General features: G+C 72.2%; 14 protein-coding genes. 8 read left to right on the plus strand and 6 right to left on the minus strand.

What is annotated here, in order from left to right:
* Positions 1–46: 46 nt before the first annotated feature.
* Both PX701_RS12660 and PX701_RS12665 read right to left on the minus strand, forming a co-directional pair.
* On the minus strand, positions 47–715 hold the full coding sequence (locus PX701_RS12660) for a hypothetical protein (RefSeq protein ID WP_275506490.1): 669 nt from the start codon (positions 713–715) through the stop codon (positions 47–49).
* 34 nt (positions 716–749) lie between these two features.
* The gene (locus PX701_RS12665; protein ID WP_231431743.1) at positions 750–1406 is read right to left on the minus strand and encodes a GntR family transcriptional regulator; all 657 of its coding nucleotides are present in this window, start codon (positions 1404–1406) and stop codon (positions 750–752) included.
* Between the two features lie 151 nt (positions 1407–1557).
* On the opposite strand from PX701_RS12665, the gene PX701_RS12670 reads away from it, so the two are divergent.
* From PX701_RS12670 to PX701_RS12690, 5 genes are read left to right on the plus strand one after another with little or no spacing between them, the layout of a single operon-like run.
* Positions 1558–3708 carry a beta-galactosidase gene (locus PX701_RS12670; RefSeq protein WP_231431742.1) on the plus strand — a complete coding sequence of 717 codons (2151 nt, stop codon included), beginning with the start codon at positions 1558–1560 and terminating at the stop codon, positions 3706–3708.
* A gap of 6 nt (positions 3709–3714) precedes the next feature.
* Positions 3715–5115 carry an aminomethyl-transferring glycine dehydrogenase subunit GcvPA gene (gcvPA, locus tag PX701_RS12675; protein WP_231431741.1) on the plus strand — a complete coding sequence of 467 codons (1401 nt, stop codon included), beginning with the start codon at positions 3715–3717 and terminating at the stop codon, positions 5113–5115.
* Positions 5112–6758, plus strand: coding sequence for an aminomethyl-transferring glycine dehydrogenase subunit GcvPB (gene gcvPB, locus PX701_RS12680; RefSeq protein ID WP_275506491.1), 1647 nt, complete (start codon positions 5112–5114; stop codon positions 6756–6758). Before gcvPA ends, gcvPB begins: the two co-directional genes overlap by 4 nt.
* Before the next feature lie 2 nt (positions 6759–6760).
* Positions 6761–8188, plus strand: coding sequence for an ATP-NAD kinase family protein (locus PX701_RS12685; protein WP_275506492.1), 1428 nt, complete (start codon positions 6761–6763; stop codon positions 8186–8188).
* A 59-nt stretch (positions 8189–8247) separates the two neighbouring features.
* A complete protein-coding gene (locus PX701_RS12690) occupies positions 8248–9006 on the plus strand; it encodes an SDR family NAD(P)-dependent oxidoreductase (RefSeq protein WP_275506493.1) in 759 nt (252 codons plus the stop codon).
* A 111-nt stretch (positions 9007–9117) separates the two neighbouring features.
* On the opposite strand, the gene PX701_RS12695 is transcribed toward PX701_RS12690, so the two are convergent.
* From PX701_RS12695 to PX701_RS12710, 4 genes are all read right to left on the minus strand, one after another.
* A complete protein-coding gene (locus PX701_RS12695) occupies positions 9118–9501 on the minus strand; it encodes a RidA family protein (RefSeq protein WP_231431735.1) in 384 nt (127 codons plus the stop codon).
* A gap of 80 nt (positions 9502–9581) precedes the next feature.
* Positions 9582–10313 (minus strand): IclR family transcriptional regulator, encoded by a 732-nt coding sequence (locus tag PX701_RS12700; protein WP_275506494.1) that lies wholly within the window; start codon positions 10311–10313, stop codon positions 9582–9584.
* A 1-nt stretch (position 10314) separates the two neighbouring features.
* Positions 10315–12033 carry an N-acyl-D-amino-acid deacylase family protein gene (locus tag PX701_RS12705; RefSeq protein WP_275506495.1) on the minus strand — a complete coding sequence of 573 codons (1719 nt, stop codon included), beginning with the start codon at positions 12031–12033 and terminating at the stop codon, positions 10315–10317.
* An 11-nt stretch (positions 12034–12044) separates the two neighbouring features.
* Positions 12045–13337, minus strand: coding sequence for an alanine racemase (locus PX701_RS12710; protein WP_275506496.1), 1293 nt, complete (start codon positions 13335–13337; stop codon positions 12045–12047).
* A 75-nt stretch (positions 13338–13412) separates the two neighbouring features.
* On the opposite strand from PX701_RS12710, the gene PX701_RS12715 reads away from it, so the two are divergent.
* The 3 genes from PX701_RS12715 to PX701_RS12725 all read left to right on the plus strand — a co-directional run bounded on the left by PX701_RS12715 (position 13413) and on the right by PX701_RS12725 (position 16906).
* Entirely contained in the window at positions 13413–14330 is a 918-nt protein-coding gene (locus PX701_RS12715; RefSeq protein ID WP_275506497.1) for a sugar kinase, read from the plus strand.
* A 23-nt stretch (positions 14331–14353) separates the two neighbouring features.
* The gene (locus PX701_RS12720) at positions 14354–14968 is read left to right on the plus strand and encodes a bifunctional 4-hydroxy-2-oxoglutarate aldolase/2-dehydro-3-deoxy-phosphogluconate aldolase (protein ID WP_275506498.1); all 615 of its coding nucleotides are present in this window, start codon (positions 14354–14356) and stop codon (positions 14966–14968) included.
* Between the two features lie 276 nt (positions 14969–15244).
* Positions 15245–16906 carry an ABC transporter substrate-binding protein gene (locus PX701_RS12725; RefSeq protein ID WP_275506499.1) on the plus strand — a complete coding sequence of 554 codons (1662 nt, stop codon included), beginning with the start codon at positions 15245–15247 and terminating at the stop codon, positions 16904–16906.
* Positions 16907–16932 lie beyond the last annotated feature (26 nt).

Genomic DNA, 16932 nt, shown 5'->3' on the forward strand with positions numbered 1-16932 from the left:
CGCCCGCGAGGCATCCGGATGTCGAATCCGGGCGGATCGGCCCGGACTACACCTCGGCGCGTGCCTCGTCCCAGGTGACGGTCCGTCGGGGCCACGGCACGCGCTGTTGGACGACGACCCCGTCGCCCCACCGGGCGTCCTCAGCGAGATCGATGCCGAGGGCTGCGAGGCACGACAGGAGCGCCTCGCGGTCGAAACGGTCGCGGACGCGTCGTCTCGTGTAGCGGTCGGCGTCCTCGAAGCTCTGCAGGGCACCCGTCTCGAGCCACGACCAGCGGCCGTCCTGCTGATGCGCGCTGATCGTGCGGATCGACATCGACGGCGGCGCGCCGCCGGGGCCCGAGAGCCAGAGCTGGGTGCTGGAATGACCCGGTCCATGCGTGGGGCTGTTCATCGCCACGATATGACGTACGCCGAGCGCGTTCGCCGTGACGTAAGCGGACGCCGACGGGTCGCCGCCGCCGATGCCGTTGTTCAGGTACGCCGTCCACCCGTCGAGCGGCACGAACAACTCCCGCGTCCACGGCGTCTCGAAGGGCGTGAGGTTCTGCAACGCTCGTGCGAACGGCATCGGCTTCGAGACGGTGATCGGCGTCCCCGCCGGCAGCGATCGTCGCCACGCGAGGTGCGCGGCCAGTGTCGTCTCGAACGGCGCGTCCACGAACTGGACGCACCATCCCACCGGACTCGCATCGCCGCCGAGGAGTGAGGTCATCCGCACAGGCTAGTCGGCGCCGGCCGGGATGCCGCTACGCGGTGAAGTAGGGGCTCGACGCGTTGTCGAGGATGCGGCGCATGCCGTGCAGCCAGTTGACCTTGAGCGCGGCGACCGCGCCCGGTACGTCGCCCTCGGAGAGACGGGCCGCGATGGCGGCGTGCTCGGCCGCGACGCGCTCGATCATCACGTTGTTCGGCACGAGCAGCGACTCGTAGCGGTGGAACGCCCCGCGCACGCTCTCGATCACATCGAGGAGGCGGCGGTTCGGGCAGGCCGAGAGCATGATGCCGTGCCACTCGTCGTCCTTCGTGACCACGAGGGCGTGCTCGACGACCTCCTGGTCGAACTCGGCGGCGAGCTTCGAGAGGCGGGTGCCGATCTCGCGCAGCTCGTCGACCGGGCTCAGTTCGAGCGCGAGGCTCTCGAGGGCGGCCATCACGGGAGCGAGGTCCTCGAACTCGCTCGCGCTGAGCGGCACGAAGCGGAAGCCCTTGCCGTTCTCGCTCGTGATCTGGCCTTCGCTCTCGAGGGCGATGAGGGCCTCTCGCAGCGGCGTTCGACTCACGCCGAGCTCGCCGGCGAGCTGCACCTCGTTGATGCCCTCACCCGGCTGCACCTCGCCCGCGCGCATGCGCGCGAGCAACTCCTCACGGACCTGCGAGCGCAGGTTCTTGCGTTCGATCGCCATGTGTTCGCCCTTCGGACCCCTCGGCCGTCGCGGTAAGCCTAGGGCTCAGCCCGGGCTTGACCGCTTCCGGCATCCGGTTTACGGTGTCTGTATACAGAATACATTCTGCACCGCAGACTGTACATCCCCGCGCACTCAGAGAGGAGCAGGTGTGACCGACGAGTCCCCTCGGCCGATCCGCCTCGACGCGCTCGCCTACGGCGGCGACTACAACCCCGACCAGTGGTCGGAGGAGGTCTGGCACGAAGACATCCGCCTCATGCGCGATGCCGGTGTCAACATCGTGAGCCTCCCGGTGTTCTCGTGGCCGCAGCTCGAGACCGCGCCCGGGGTCTACGAGTGGGGCTGGCTCGACCGCATCATCGAGCTCCTGTGGGAGGGCGGCATCAAGGTCGACCTCGCCACCGCGACCGCGACCCCGCCGTCGTGGCTCATCCGCAGCCACCCCGAGATGCTGCCGTCGAACGAAGACGGCCAGCGCCTCGAGTTCGGCTCGCGCCAGGCGTACTGCCCCAGCTCTCCGGTCTGGCGCGAGAACGTGGCGCGGATGACGCGCGCGATGGCCGAACGCTACGGCGAACACCCGGCGCTCGCGCTCTGGCACGTCTCGAACGAGTACGGCGATCACGTCTCGCGCTGCTGGTGCCCCGAGTCATCCGCGCACTTCCGCCGCTGGCTCGAGGCCCGCTACGGCGACCTCGACGGACTCAACGAGGCATGGGGCGTGAACGTGTGGGGCCAGCGCTACACCGACTGGGCGCACATCGAGGCGCCGCGCCGCTCGACCGGACCCGTGAACCCGACGCAGCTGCTCGACTTCGAGCGCTTCTCGTCGGACGCGCTGCTCGAGCTCTTCCAGCTCGAGGTCGACATCCTGCGCGAGGTCACGCCCGAGATCGGCGTCACCACGAACTTCATGTCGATCCTGCGCGACCTCGACTACTGGGACTTCGCCGCGGCCGAGGACCTCGTCACCGACGATGCGTACCCCGACCCCGCCGACCCGCTCGCGCACGTGCCGGCCGCCCTCAACTACGGCTACATGCGCTCACTCAAGGGCGGGCGGCCGTGGCTGCTGCTCGAGCAGGCACCGAGCGGCGTCAGCTGGCGCGACGTCAACGTGCCGAAGGCACCGGGCCAGTACCGGATCGGCAGCCTGCAGGCGATCGCCCACGGCTCCGACGGGGCGATGGTCTTCCAGTGGCGCCAGGCGAAGTACGGGCAGGAGAAGTTCCACTCGGCGATGGTCGGGCACCGCGGCGAGGCATCCCGCTCGTTCCAGGAGGCGAAGGCGTTCGGCGCCGAGCTGAAGCGCCTCGAGCCGGTGCGCGGCAGCCGCGTGCGCTCGCGCGTCGCGCTCGTCGTCGACCACGACTCGTGGTGGGGCTCGTCGGCGACCGAGTCGCTGCCCTCGCAGCGGCTCAACTGGCTCGCACAGGCCCGCGCCTGGCACGCGGCGCTGCACGCGCTCGGGCACGCGGTCGACACGGTGCGGGCGACCGGCCCGTTCGACGGCTACGACGTCGTCGTGGTGCCGAACCTGTACGTCTCGGATGCCTCGCAGGCCGAGGCGCTCTCCGACTTCGTCGCACGCGGCGGCCAGCTCGTCGTCGGTCCGTTCTCGGGCGTCGTCGACGACACCGAGAAGGTGCACGACGGGGGAGCGCCCGGCCCGCTGCGGGGCCTCCTGGGTGTCGAGGTCGACGAGCAGTGGCCGGTGCCCGACGGGATCGCCGAGCGCGTCGCGTTCGTCACCGGCGCCGAGTTCGACGCCCCGACCTGGGGCGAGTGGATCGAGGTGCACGACGGCACCGAGGTGCTCGCCCAGTACGCCTCGGGCGAGCTCGACGGCCGAGCGGCGATCACCATCCGTCGCTCGGGCAGCGCGCGAAGCGAGCGTCTCGAGACCACGGATCCCGCGGAGGGCGGTGGGCTCGATACGGGCTCCGCCCTCCTCGACCGACCGAGTGGCACCGCCTGGTACGTCAGCTGCGTGCTCGAGCGCGACGGGCTGATCGCCCTCTTCCGCGACGTGCTCGCCGCGGCCGGCCTGCCGGCGCGCGAGCGCATCGACCTCGACCTCGAGGCGGTGACCCGCAGCGACGAGACGACCGACTACACCTTCGTGCTCAACCACGGCCGCCGCGAGATCACGGTCGACGTGCCCGCCGGGGCGCGCGACCTGCTCACCGGTTCGACCGACGGCCGCACCCTCGCCCTCCCGCGCTTCGGCGCCGCCGTGCTCGCCACCCCGCGCGCGGCGAAGCCGCCCTTCATCACCCTGTCCGACACCACCGACTGAGGCACCATGACCGACACCTTCGTCCATCCGTACATCCCCAACACCGCGCCCGCGACGAAGCAGGCGATGCTCGACGCGGTCGGCGCCGCCTCGATCGACGAGTTCTACGCCGACGTGCCCGCCGACCTGCGCCTCGGCCGTGCGCTCGACCTGCCGGCGCCGCTCGTCGCCGAGCAGGACCTCGCGGGCCACGTCCGGGGCCTGCTCGGCAAGAACCGCTCGACCGTCGAGCGGCTGAGCTTCCTCGGCCACGGCACGTACCACCACTACGTGCCCGCCGTCGTCGACGAGGTCATCAACCGCAGCGAGTTCCTCACCGCCTACGCGGGCGAGCCGTACGAGGACCACGGTCGCTTCCAGGCACTGTTCCAGTACCAGTCGCTCATGGCCGAGCTGCTCGCCATGGACGTCGTGAACGTGCCCACCTACGACGGGTACCAGGCGACCGCCACGGGCCTCTCGATGGCGGGCCGCATGACCGGGCGCCGCCGCGTGCTCGTCGCGAGCGACGTGCTGCCGGCCAAGCTCTCGAAGGTGACCGACTTCGTGCGCGTGCACCTCGACCTCGAGTTCGTGCCGACGGTGAACGGCACCGCGGACGCCTCGGCCGTCGCCGCACGCCTCGACGACGACGTCGCCGCTGTCTGGGTCGAGACGCCGTCGGTGACCGGTGCGCTGGAGACCCGCCTGCGCGAGCTCGCCGACGCGGCCCACGCCGCAGGCGCCGTGCTCGTCGTGGGCACCGACCCGATCGGCTACGGCGTGCTCACGCCGCCCGCCGAGCAGGGTGCCGACATCGTCTGCGGCGACATCCAGTCGCTGGGCCTCCACCAGTGGTTCGGCGGCGCGCACGGCGGCTTCATCGCCGTGAACGACGACCCGAAGTTCATCATGGAGATGCCCTCGCGCCTCTTCGGGCTCGCGACGACCGACGTGCCCGGCGAGGTCGGCTTCGGCGACGTCGCCTACGACCGCACCTCCTTCGCGCACCGCGAGGAGGGCAAGGAATGGGTCGGCACCGCCGCAGCCCTCTGGGGCATCGCCGCCGGCGTCTACCTCGCGCTCATGGGCCCGCAGGGCATGCGCGAACTCGGCGAGCTGCTGCTCGCCCGCACCCGCTACGCCCAGCAGCGGCTCGCCGCGATCCCCGGCGTCGCGCTCGGCGACGGTGCGCTGCACCTGCGCGAGTTCACGGTCGACCTCGCGGGTGCCGGCCTCACGGCGCACGGCGTCGTCGAGTCGCTGCGCCGCCAGGGCATCGAGCCGGGCGTCGTCGTCGGCGAGCACCGGCTGCTCGTCTGCGTCACCGAGATGACCGGCCAGGCCGCCATCGACCGTCTCGCCGCCGCGATCGGCGCGCTCGCCGAGGCATCCACCCTCAACACCACTCAGGAGGACCGCGCATGACGCTCCCCATCGCACCCAAGCCCGCCCTCCGCCGCTTCCACCAGGCCAGCTGGGACGAACCCGTCATCTTCGAGCTCTCCACCCCGGGCGAGCGCGGCGTGCTCGTCACGCCGATCGAGCCGGGCGTGCGCGACGCGGTCGGCGACGTCGTCTCCGACCTGCCCGCGGGCCTCCGCCGCGACGTGCCGCCCGCCCTGCCCGAGATGGGCCAGCAGCGGGTGCTCAAGCACTACCTGCGGCTCTCGCAGGAGAACCTCGGTGCCGACCTCAACGTCGACATCGGCCAGGGCACGTGCACGATGAAGTACTCGCCGAAGATCAACGACCAGCTCATCGGCGTGCCGCAGCTCACCGCCATGCACCCGCTGCAGGACCCGGCCGACGCGCAGGGAGTGCTCGAGATCACCTGGAACCTCGAGCGCATGCTCGCCGAGATCTCGGGCATGGACGAGGTGTCGCTGCACACGCAGGGCGGCTCGGCCGCGATCTGGGCGAACGTCGCGATGATCCGTGCGTATCACGAGGCGAACGGCGAGGGCGAGCAGCGGCGCGAGGTCATCACGACGATCTTCAGCCACCCGTCGAACGCGGCGGCCGCGAAGGCGGCCGGCTACGACGTGATCACGATCTTCCCCGACGCCGAGGGCTACCCCGACCTCGCGGCGCTCAAGGCGGCCCTTTCGCCGCGCACCGCGGCGATCATGGTCACCAATCCGGAAGACACGGGCATCTACAACCCCGCGATCCGCGAGTGGGTGGATGCCGCCCACGGGGTCGGTGCGCTCGCCTCGTACGACCAGGCGAACGCCAACGGCATCCTCGGCATCACGCGCGCCCGCGACGCCGGCTTCGACGTGTGCCACTTCAACCTGCACAAGACGTTCTCGACGCCGCACGCGTGCGGCGGGCCCGGCGCCGGGGCGAACGCGGTGAGTGCCGCGCTCGCGCCGTTCCTGCCGGGGCCGCGCGTCGTGCGCGAGGTGGATGCCTCGGGCGAGGTGCGCTTCGACGTGCGCGAGGCGGGCCCGCAGTCGATCGGCGCGGTCGCGCCGTTCCACGGCGTCGTGCCGAACATCGTGCGCGCCTACTCGTGGATCATGGCGCTCGGTGCCGAGGGGCTGCTCGCGGCCGCCGAGATCGCGGTGCTCAACAACAACTACCTGCTCAAGAAGGTGACCGACATCCCGGGCGCCTCGGCGCCCTACGCCGAGGGCCGCCGCCGCATCGAGCAGGTGCGGTACTCGTGGCAGGAGCTCTTCGAGGAGACGGGCATCTCGTCGGAGGAGATCGGCGTTCGCCTCTCAGACTTCGGCATGCACTACTGGACGAGCCACCACCCGTACGTGGTGCCGCAGCCGTTCACGCTCGAGCCGACGGAGTCGTACTCGATGGCCGAGATCGACGAGTACGTCGCCGCGCTCGCCGAGGTCGCCCGCGAGGCACGCGAGACGCCCGAGGTCGTGCGCACCGCACCGCACAACCAGACGGTGCACCACACCCACCACGACGACCTCGACGACCCCGAGCGCTGGGCGATCACGTGGCGCGCCTACCGTCGCAAGTACTTCGGCGAGAGCCCGGCCCGTCGAGCGGCGCAGCGACTCGAGTCGACCGCCGCCACCGCGTCGGAGTCGGCCGCCTGAGCATGCTCGCCCTCGTCGTGAACCCCGTCGCCGGGGTCGGCGGTCCTGCGGGACTCGCCGGCTCCGACGGCGCGGCCGTGCAGGTCGAGGCCGCCGAGCGCGGCGCCCGGCCGCAGGCCGGCGAGCGGGCACGGGTCGCGCTCGAGGTCGTCGCGGCGCATCTCCGTCGGTCGAGCAGCGCCGACGGGGTCGACGCGTCTCGAGACCGCGCCCGTGTCGCCGGTCGTCCCGGTACGGCGCTGCGCGCCGCCTCGACCGGCCGTCTGCCCGTCGTGCTCACCGCGGCGGGTGCGATGGGGGAGGACGCGGTGCGCGCCGCCGGCCTCGAGCCGCGCGTCGTCTACCGGCCGAGCGTCGCCGACCACGCGACATCCGCGGCCGACACGACGGCGGCTGACACGACGGCCGCCGTGCGCGCACTCGTCGACGCCGGCGCGACCCTCGTGCTCTTCGCCGGCGGCGACGGCACCGCCCGCGATGTCGCGGCCGGGCTGTCGGAGGCCGGTCGAGGGACCGCGACGGGATCCTCTGCCGACGGCCGGAACGGCTCCGGAGGAACTTCCATGCGGCACGCCGACGTCGTGGTCGACGATTCCGGCATGTCGCCGAGAAGTTCCTACAGAGCATCGGTGCCGACGGCGTGGGGCGGCCGCCCGGGTGCGGCGGCGGTCGCCGCGCTCGGCATCCCGGCCGGCGTCAAGATGTACTCGCCCGTCTTCGCGGTGAGCCCGCGCGCCGCGGGCGCGCTCGCGGCGGCGTGGTCGGCGGCATCCGGATCGGACGGCGCCCTGCCCGTGCAGGAGCGCGAGGTGCTCGACATCGACGAGGCGGCGATGCGGCGTGCGCGCGTCGAGCCGCGCCTCTACGGCACCATGCCCGTGCCCTACCGCGCAGGCCGCACGCAGTCGCGCAAGGCGGCGACGCCGGTGACCGAGCAGGCCGCCGTCGCGGGTGCCGCGCGCGGTGCGGCCATGGCGATGCGCCCGGGCATCCGCTACCTGCTCGGCCCCGGCGGCACGATGGCCGAGCTCGCCCGCGAGCTCGGGGTCGCGAAGACCCCGCTCGGCGTCGACGTCGTGCTCGACGGCCGGGTCGTCCGCGCGGGGGCGAGCGAGCACGAGCTCGTCGACGAGATCTCGCGCGGCCCCGCGAAGGCCGTCGTGAGCGTCATCGGCGGCCAGGGCTTCCTGCTCGGCCGCGGCAACCAGCAGCTCTCGGCGCGCGTGCTGCGCCTGCTCGACGACGACCCGCTGATGGTCGTCGCCCCCGAGCAGAAGCTCATCGACCTCGGCGGCCGCCCCCTGCTCGTCGACACCGGCGACCCCCTCGTCGACGCCCGCCTCGCGGGATTCGCGCGCGTGATCACCGGCCCCTCCACCACGAGCCTCTACCCTGTGCACGCGCCCGACGCCGAGGCATCCGAACCCTGAACGTGACCGGTCGAGCCCGACCGGCCCTACACACCCACCCCGAACCGAAGGAGAAGGCCATGCGCCTCGAGAACAAGCAGGCCATCGTCACGGGCGGCGCGGGCGGCATCGGCCGCGCCACCTCGATCGCCCTCGCAGCCGAGGGTGCGAAGGTCGCCGTCGTCGACCTGAACGCCGACGCGGCGGCCGCGGTCGCCGACGAGATCCGGGCGGCCGGCGGCACGGCCATCGCGATCGCCGCGGATGTCGCGAGCGAGTCCGACATCGAACGCGTCGTGCAGACCGTGGTCGACGAGTTCGGCGGCGTGAACGTCGTCTTCAACAACGCGGGCATCATCCGTCGCACGACCGCGGTCGAGACGACCGTCGAGGAGTGGGACCGCGTCTTCGGCGTGAACGTGCGCTCGATCTTCCTCATGTGCAAGCACGTCGTGCCGGTCATGGCGGCCGCGGGCGGCGGCTCGATCGTCAACACGGGTTCGGGCTGGGGCCTCAAGGGCGGTGGGCAGGCGATCTCGTACTGCGCCTCGAAGGGCGCCGTCGTCAACATGACCCGCGCGCTCGCCATCGACCACGGTCCGCAGGGCATCCGGGTGAACTCGGTCAACCCGGGCGACGTGAACACGGGCATGCTGCGCGACGAGGCCCGACAGCTCGGCCAGGCCGAATCCGGATTCCTCGCCGAGGCCGCCGACCGGCCGCTGCGCCGCATGGGCGAGCCGCACGAGATCGCGGCGGCGGTCGTCTGGCTCGCGAGCGACGAGTCGAGCTACGTCACCGGTTCGGCGCTCGTCGTCGACGGCGGCGGCATCGCGTAGGCGGAGGTCGGTCGAGGAGCGCCGACGGAGGCGACGCGTATCGAGACCGCGCGCAACGGGCGCGCGGTCTCGACACGGCGCTTCGCGCCGACTCGACCGACCAGGCAGGGATCAGTCGTGCGGGATGGCGGCGACGACGTCGATCTCGACGAGGATGTTCGCGAGGCGCGAGCCGACCGTCGTGCGCACGGGGTAGGGCTCGGTGAAGAACTCGGCGTAGGCCTCGTTGTACTCGGCGAAGTCGGCGAGGTCCTCGAGGTGCGCGGTCACCTTCACGACGTCGTCGTGCGTGAGGCCGTACTCGGCGAGCACGGCGCCGATGTTGCGCAGCACCTGGCGGGTCTGCTCCTTCACGCCGCCCTCGACGACGAGGCCCGTCGCCGGGTCCTGCGGGCCGAAGCCCGCCGTGTACAGGAATCCGTTCGCGACGACGCCGTGGCTGTAGGGCCCGGCGGGCTTCGGCGCGTTCGAGAGGGTGACGGCGGTCTTGGACATGGTTCCTCCTGTGTGGTGGTGGTGGTCGTGGTGCGTCGGTGGTCGTCGGGGATGCCTCGGCGTGAGACCCGAGGCATCCGTCAGCCGAGATCGCGGGCGATGAGCTCGGCGGTCTCGCGCATGGCGGGCAGGTCGGCCTTCAGCCGGTCGAGGTCGGCGACCATGCGGATCGCCGTGATCGAGAGTGCGCCGACGATGCCCATGGAACTGCGGATGGGCACGGCGATGCAGTTCACGAATGCCTCGAACTCGCGGTCGTCGGTCGCGTAGCCGCGGGCCGAGACGATGGCGAGCTCGCGGTCGAGTCGCTCGCGCGAGTCGATGGTCAGGTCGGTGTAGCGCTGCCACACGACGCCGTCGAGCACGGCGTCGCGCCCCGCACGGTCGAGGTCGGCGAGGATCGCCTTTCCGACGGCGGAGCAGTAGGGGATCACGGCCCGGCCGATTCGCGAGTACATGCGCACGCCCGACTCGTCCTCGGCCTTGTCGACGTAGACGATCGAGCGGTCCATGAGCGCAGCGAGGTGCACGGTGTTGCCGGTGCGCCGCTGCAGGCGGCGTACGTGCTCGGAGCCGGCCTCGCGCAGGTCGAGCGAGTCGAGGGCCTGCTTCGAGAGGGCGGCGAGGTGCGTGCCGAGCGTGTAGCGGCCCGAGCCTCGCCTGCGCACCCAGCCGACCTGCTCGAGGGCCTGCAGCTCGCGGAACATGGTCGAGCGGTGGAGTCCGAACTCCTCGGCGAGCTCGGCGACCGTGCGCGGGCCGGCCGCGATGGCGTCGATGATGCGCGCCGCGCGCGTCACGCTCTGCGACATGTCAGGCCTCCAGCGGTTCGGTCGGTCGAGCGGCGCCCGACGAAGGAGGGCGCGCATCGGGACCACGGCCTCGATCGGCTCGCAGCCCCGTGCCCGGCGTGGCCCCCGTGAGCACCCCGTCGGCGAGCACGGGCACGCCCGCGACGAACACGTCGTCGATGCCGTCGGCGAACTCCAGCGGCGCGGCGTAGCTCGCGCCCGCGCCCACCCGGTCGGGGTCGACGAGCGCGAGATCGGCGATCGCGCCCTCGCGGACGACGCCCCGGTCGCCGAGCCCGAAGCGGCGCACCGCTCGCGTCGAGACGAGGGCCGAGGCATCGGCCCAGCCCAGCGCGCCCTGTTCACGGACCAGCAGCGCGAGGTACCGTGCGAACGAGCCGCGCGCCCGCGGATGCGGGTGCCGGCCGAGGAAGATGCCGTCGGATCCGCCGATCGCTCCGGGCAGCGAGAGGATCTCGGCGAGCTCGGCATCGCTGCGCTCGTGCTGCACCGCCATGACGACGTTGACCTCGAGCCGGGCGGCGACGAGCACGTCGAGCGCGAAGTCGATCGGGTCGCGCTCCGTGCGGGCCGCTCCCTCGGCGAGGGTGAGACCGTGCGCCCAGTCGAACTCGGGTGCGGCGATGTGCGCGAGCGTCAGCATGCCCGGCCAATCGGGCCCGAGGCTCGCATACCCCGCGATCGTCGGGAACCAGTCGAGCCGCAGCCGCTCCCGCTCGACCGGATCGGCGAGGACCTGCAGCACCTCGTCGGCGGATCGAACGGTGAGCTCGGCGGGCAGGATCGGCATGGCGAGGATCGAGCAGCCCCGCGTGTACGGGTAGGCGTCGAAGCTCGCGCGGTCGCCCGCCGACGCGAGCCGGCTGAGCTCGTGCCGCACGATCGCAGGCTCGGCGTGGAAGTGCGAGACATGCACCCGCACGCCGCTCGCCGCCGCGATCGCCGCGATCTCGTCGATGCCCGCGGCCGAGTTCGCCTCGTACCCGCCGCGCATGTGCGACACGTACACGCCGCCCGCGTCGGCGACGGGGCGGCAGAGCTCGGCGAGCTCGGCGGCGTCGGCGAAGAGACCCGGCACGTAGTCGAGTCCGGTCGAGAGGCCCACGGCGCCGTCGGCCAGGCCGGATGCCACGAGCGCGCGCATCTCGGCGAGCTCGGAACTGCTCGGTGCCGCGGTGGAGCGGCCCATGACCGCGGAACGCACCGTACCGGCGGGCACGAGGGTCGCGACGTTGAGCGGGGTCGTCCCCTCGTAGGTCGCGAGCAGGTCGGCGACGCCGCCGCCCGCGTAGCGCGGGTGCCGCCCGTTGATCGCCGCGAAGTACTCGGTGCCGTACGCGCCGTCGCCTGGGGCGAAGCCGACGCCGTCCTGCCCGCCGATCACGGTGGTGACACCCTGCCGCAGCAGCGCCAGCTGCACGTCGGGATCGAAGACCGCCCCGTCGGCATGCGAGTGCGCGTCGACGAATCCCGGCATGAGCAGGCGTCCGCCGGCGTCGATCGACTTCGTCGGTCGCGGGGATCCCGGCGAAGGCGGACGCGGATCGAGACCACCCGCCCACGCGGCATCCGTGGTCCCGAGACGGCGCTGCGCGCCTGCTCGACCGGCGGATGCCGGCGCGATCCGCGCGATCCGCCCGCCCGCGAGCAGCACGTCGTGCAGCCCCCCTCGTTCACCCGTCTCGTCGACGACGCGCGCATTCCTGATCAGGACGGTCATGGCGACGATCCTCAGAAGTACGTGCGCACGAGGTCGACGACGAGGTCGCTGCCCGAATGCTCGACGACGGGGATCCACCGCCACTTGTCGAACGCCGTGCACGGGTGCGACAGCCCGAGCGCGACGACGTCGCCGATCGCGACGGGCAGCGTGCCGCCCGCCTCGGCGCGCAGGTACGCGTGCTGGTCGTTGACCGCCGTGACGGATGCCTCGCCGAGGGGTCGCAGGTCGGCGCCGGGCGCCCCGGCGACGCCGAGCGGCATCGGCAGCCCCTCGTCGTACGGCAGGTCGCGCTTGCCGCCGTCGAGCAGCGCCAGCCCCGGCTCGGGGTGCGAGACGACGCGGGCGTGGCCGCGCATGGCCGCGACGAGTTCGGCGTCGATCGGCGAGATGCCGCGGTAGAAGCCGTCGTCGTGCACGAGCGAGGCGCCCGAGCGCAGCACCCAGCGAGTCGTGTGCACGTCGTGGTCGGCCTCGATGCCGGGTGCGAACACGTCGGCGACGAGGTCGAGGTAGGCGCTGCCGCCGGCGGTGACGACGAGGGGCCCGTCGGCGGGGTCGGCGAGGTCGCGCACCGCGTCGTGGAGCTCGAGCAGGTCGGCCAGGTAGTCGCGCACGGCGGCGACGGCGACCGAGGAGCGATCGTGCCCGAGGCTGCCCTCGTAGCCCGCGACGCCGGCGAGCCGCAGCACGGGGGAGTCGGCGATGCGGCGGGCGATGTCGATCGCCTCGTCGAGGCCGCGCGCGCCCGTGCGCCCGCCGCCCGCGCCGAGCTCGACGAGCACCGCGAGCGGGCGAGCGGGAGCGACGGATGCCGCGGCGAGTCCGCGCTCCATGGTCTCGACGGTCTCGATCGAGTCGGCCCACGACCAGAACTCGAAGTGGGCGTCGTCGTCCTGCTCGGCGGCGATCCACGCGAGGGCGTCTGGCGCCACGAGGGCGTTCGCGAGCATGAGCGACCGGACGCCGAACGCGCGGGCGGTGCGCACCTGGCCGGGGGTGGCGAGCGTGAGCCCGTTCGCCCCGGCGTCGAGCTGCAGCCGCCACAGCGCCGGTGCCATCGTGGTCTTGCCGTGCGGCATGAGCTCGAGCCCCCGCTCGTCGCACCAGCGCTGGATCGTCGCGGCATTGTGTTCGAGCGCCGCCCGGTCGAGCGCGAGCAGTGGCGTCCAGAACTCCGCGAGCCGCGGCGCGGTGGCGAGGAACTCGCGCACGGTGAGTCCGGCGGCACGGGCGGGCAGCCCCTTGTCGCCCGCCTCGAGGCGGAGATCGGTGGTCTCGGAGAGCGGGGTGAGGCGCGACATCCGGAGCTCACTTTCATTTGTTGCGTATGCTGCAACGCGTTTGCGCAGCAGTTGCACACCCGTCAGCATAGACCCGTGACCGACGCTCTGCTGCCCGAGATCATCGCCATCGGCGAGACCATGGCGCTCGTGACGCCCGCGCTCGCCGAGCCGCTCGAGCGCGCCGTCGACTTCCACCTCGACGCGGGGGGAGCGGAGTCGAACGTCGCCTCCCACCTCGCCGCGCTCCGCCGTAGGGCCGCGTGGGCGGGCCGGGTCGGCGACGACGCGCTCGGCCGACGGCTCGTGGCGCAGCTCGCGAGCCGCGGCGTCGACACCCGTTTCGTCGAGCGCGATCCCGACTCGCCGACCGGACTCTACGTCAAGGACCCGGGCAACGGGGTGCAGTACTTCCGCGTGGGCTCGGCGGCGTCGCGCATGTCGCCGGCGTTCGCCGAGCGACTGCCCCTCGAGGGGGTGCGCGTCGTGCACCTCAGCGGCATCACGGCCGCGCTGTCGAGCTCGTGCGACGCGATGCTCGACGCGATGATCGAGCGCGTCGCCGCGACTCCCGCGCTGCTCAGCTTCGATGTGAACCACCGCGCGGCACTCTGGCGAAGCGCGGAGGCCGCCGCCGCGCGACTGCGCGCGCTCGCCACCGCCGCCGATCTCGTCTTCGTCGGGCTCGACGAAGCAGCGCGACTGTGGGGCACCACGACGGCATCCGACGTGCGCGCGTTCCTGCCAGAGCCCGCCCGGCTCGTCGTGAAGGACGGCGATGTCGGCGCGACCGAGTTCGCGCGGGGCGTCGACGGCATCGACGCGGTCGAGCACGTCGCCGCGCACTCGGTCGACGTGGTCGAGGCCGTCGGCGCCGGCGACGCGTTCGCCGCGGGCTACCTCGCCGCGCTCCTCGACGACCGCGACGCCGCCGGGCGCCTGCGCGCCGGACACGACCGAGCCGTGCTCGTGCTCGGCGAGACGAGCGACTTCCCCCGCGACCCCCGCCGCTGAACCCACCGAGAGGCCCGACCCCCATGACGACGATCGACAACACCGCCTTCGACACGCTGCTCGCCGGGCGACCCCTGATGGCGATCTTCCGCGGTCTCGGCGCCCGGCGCAGCCTCGAGCTCGCACGGCAGGCGTGGTCGCTCGGCATCGACGTCGTGGAGCTGCCGATCCAGTCCGAGGCCGATCTCGAGGCACTGGCCGCGGTCGCCGAGGCCGGTCGCGCCGAGGGGCGCGTCGTCGGCGCGGGCACCGTCGTCGCCGTGCGGCACGTGGAGCAGGCCGCCGCGGCCGGAGCGGCGTTCACCGTGAGCCCCGGTCTCGACGAGCGGGTCGTGCGCGCGTCGTTCGAGGCCGGGTTGCCGCCCCTCCCCGGCGTCGCCACGGCGACGGAGGTGCAGCAGGCGATGGCCCTCGGCCTCACCTGGCTGAAGGCCTTCCCGGCCTCGCTCCTCGGCCCCGCCTGGTTCGGCGCCATGTCCGGTCCGTTCCCCGCGGCGCGCTTCGTCGCCACGGGCGGCATGGATGCCTCGAACGCGGGTGTCTTCCTGGCGAGGGGTGTGCGAACGGTGGCCGTCGGGTCGGCGCTCGAAGACCCCGAGCAGCTGCCGGCGCTCGCCGCGTTGCTCGCCGAGCACTGATCCGGGCTCCTCGGGCTCCACGGCCCCTCGTCGGCGACGCCACACCGGCCGACTTCTCCGCGCCACGCGGGCCGAGGTCGCCCGTCGGCGCGCTCGAGGAGCGGCGCGGGCTCGTGTTCGGGTGTCCTCGAGGCATCCTGAATTAATTGGATGAATTGTTTCCGGTTAGATTCTTTTCTGTTAGGGTCGCTTCCAGTAGCGCCCTGCGCACCAGGCTCCTGCAGGCGGCGTCACTGCTCTTCCCACGCAACGAAGCACGAGAGGACTGTCGGAACGATGAATCGAACCAAGCGCTCCATCACGGTGGCATTCGCCGCCGGAGCGGCCGCTATCGCCCTCGGGATGTCCGGGTGCTCGCCCTCGACCGGATCCGACGGCGACGCCGCGGTCCTCCGCGTCTGGGCCGGCAGCGCCACCCCGATCAACAACAACTTCAACCCGTTCGCCGTCGACACGGCCGTGCACGCCACCTTCGGCGCCATCTACGAGCCGCTGTTCTTCTTCAACCAGCTGTCCGCCGACCCGCCCGTCGGGCTCATCGGCGACAGCTACGAGTACAGCGAGGACGGCAAGACCCTCACCGTCACCATCAAGCCCGACCTGAAGTGGAGCGACGGCGAGGACCTGACGGCGGAGGACGTCGCCTTCACGTTCGGCTACGGCTCGAACAAGACCGAGCAGTTCGTCTCGGCCGAGGCGACCGACGACACGACCGTCGTGCTCACCTACACGGAGCCGCAGTTCACCAGCGCCTCGCTGACGCTCGGCTCGACCTACATCATCCCGAAGCACATCTGGGAGGACATCGACGACTTCATGGCCGAGACCAACCCAGAACCGGTCGGCTCGGGGCCGTACGTGCTCAAGGACTTCTCGGAGGCCGCGTACACGGTCGAGGCGAACGACCTCTTCCGCGACGGCGCGCCCGCCGTCGAACAGGTGCAGTACCTCGGCCTCGACTCGAACCAGTCATCGCAGGACCTCTTGACCACCGGCAAGATCGACTGGGTCGGCCAGTTCATCGCGAACCCCGACGCCGTCACCGGCAAGGGCGACATCTCGACGCTCAACCTGCAGCAGGACCCGACGACGATCACCACCTGCGCGAACGCCGACCTCGGCTGCACCGGCCCCCAGACCGACCCCGCGGTGCGCCAGGCCATCAACCTCGCGATCGATCGGGCGACCATCCGCGAGAAGGCCTTCGCGGGCCTCGCGGGCGAGTCGTCGCCGTCGTTCACGCTGCAGCCCCGCGACGAGCAGTGGCTCGCCGACCCCGCGCTCGCCACGAGCCCGCAGGAGGCCGACCCCGCCGCGGCGGCCGAGGTCCTCGAGGCGGCCGGATACACCAAGGGCGACGACGGGTTCTACGGCAAGGACGGCACGGCGATCGAGATCGACCTGTTCTCGCCCGACGGATGGACCGACTACAACGATGCGGCGAAGCTCATCTCCGAGCAGGCCGCCGAAGCCGGCATCCGCATCAACGCACGCACCGTCTCCGACGCCGAGTACTGGACCCCGATCCAGAACGGCGACTTCCAGATGGCGCTCTTCGGCCTCACCCAGAGCCTCGTGGCCGACCCGTACTCGAACTACCACGAGTACTTCGCCGGCTCGTCGACCGCGAAGGTCGGCGAGGGCCCGCTCGACGGGCAGAACTACTCGCGCTACGCGAACCCCGTCGTCGACGAGGCCGTGCTCGCGGCCGGCGCCACGCAGGACGTGGCGACCAAGCAGGCGGCCTACGGCGCGATCCAGGCCGAGATCGCCCGAGACCTGCCGTACATCCCGGTGGTGCTCAACGCCTCGCAGTCGTTCTTCAACACCGAGAAGTTCACCGGCTGGCCGAGCGAGAGCGACCTGTACGCCGCTCCGCTGCCCTACCTCGCGGTCGCGAACGCGATGGTGCTCACGCACCTGAAGCCCGCCGAGTAGGCGCCGACGGTCCCATGGAACGAACC

The sequence above is a fragment of the Agromyces chromiiresistens genome (assembly GCF_029167465.1).
Classification (GTDB): Bacteria; Actinomycetota; Actinomycetes; order Actinomycetales; family Microbacteriaceae; genus Agromyces; species Agromyces chromiiresistens.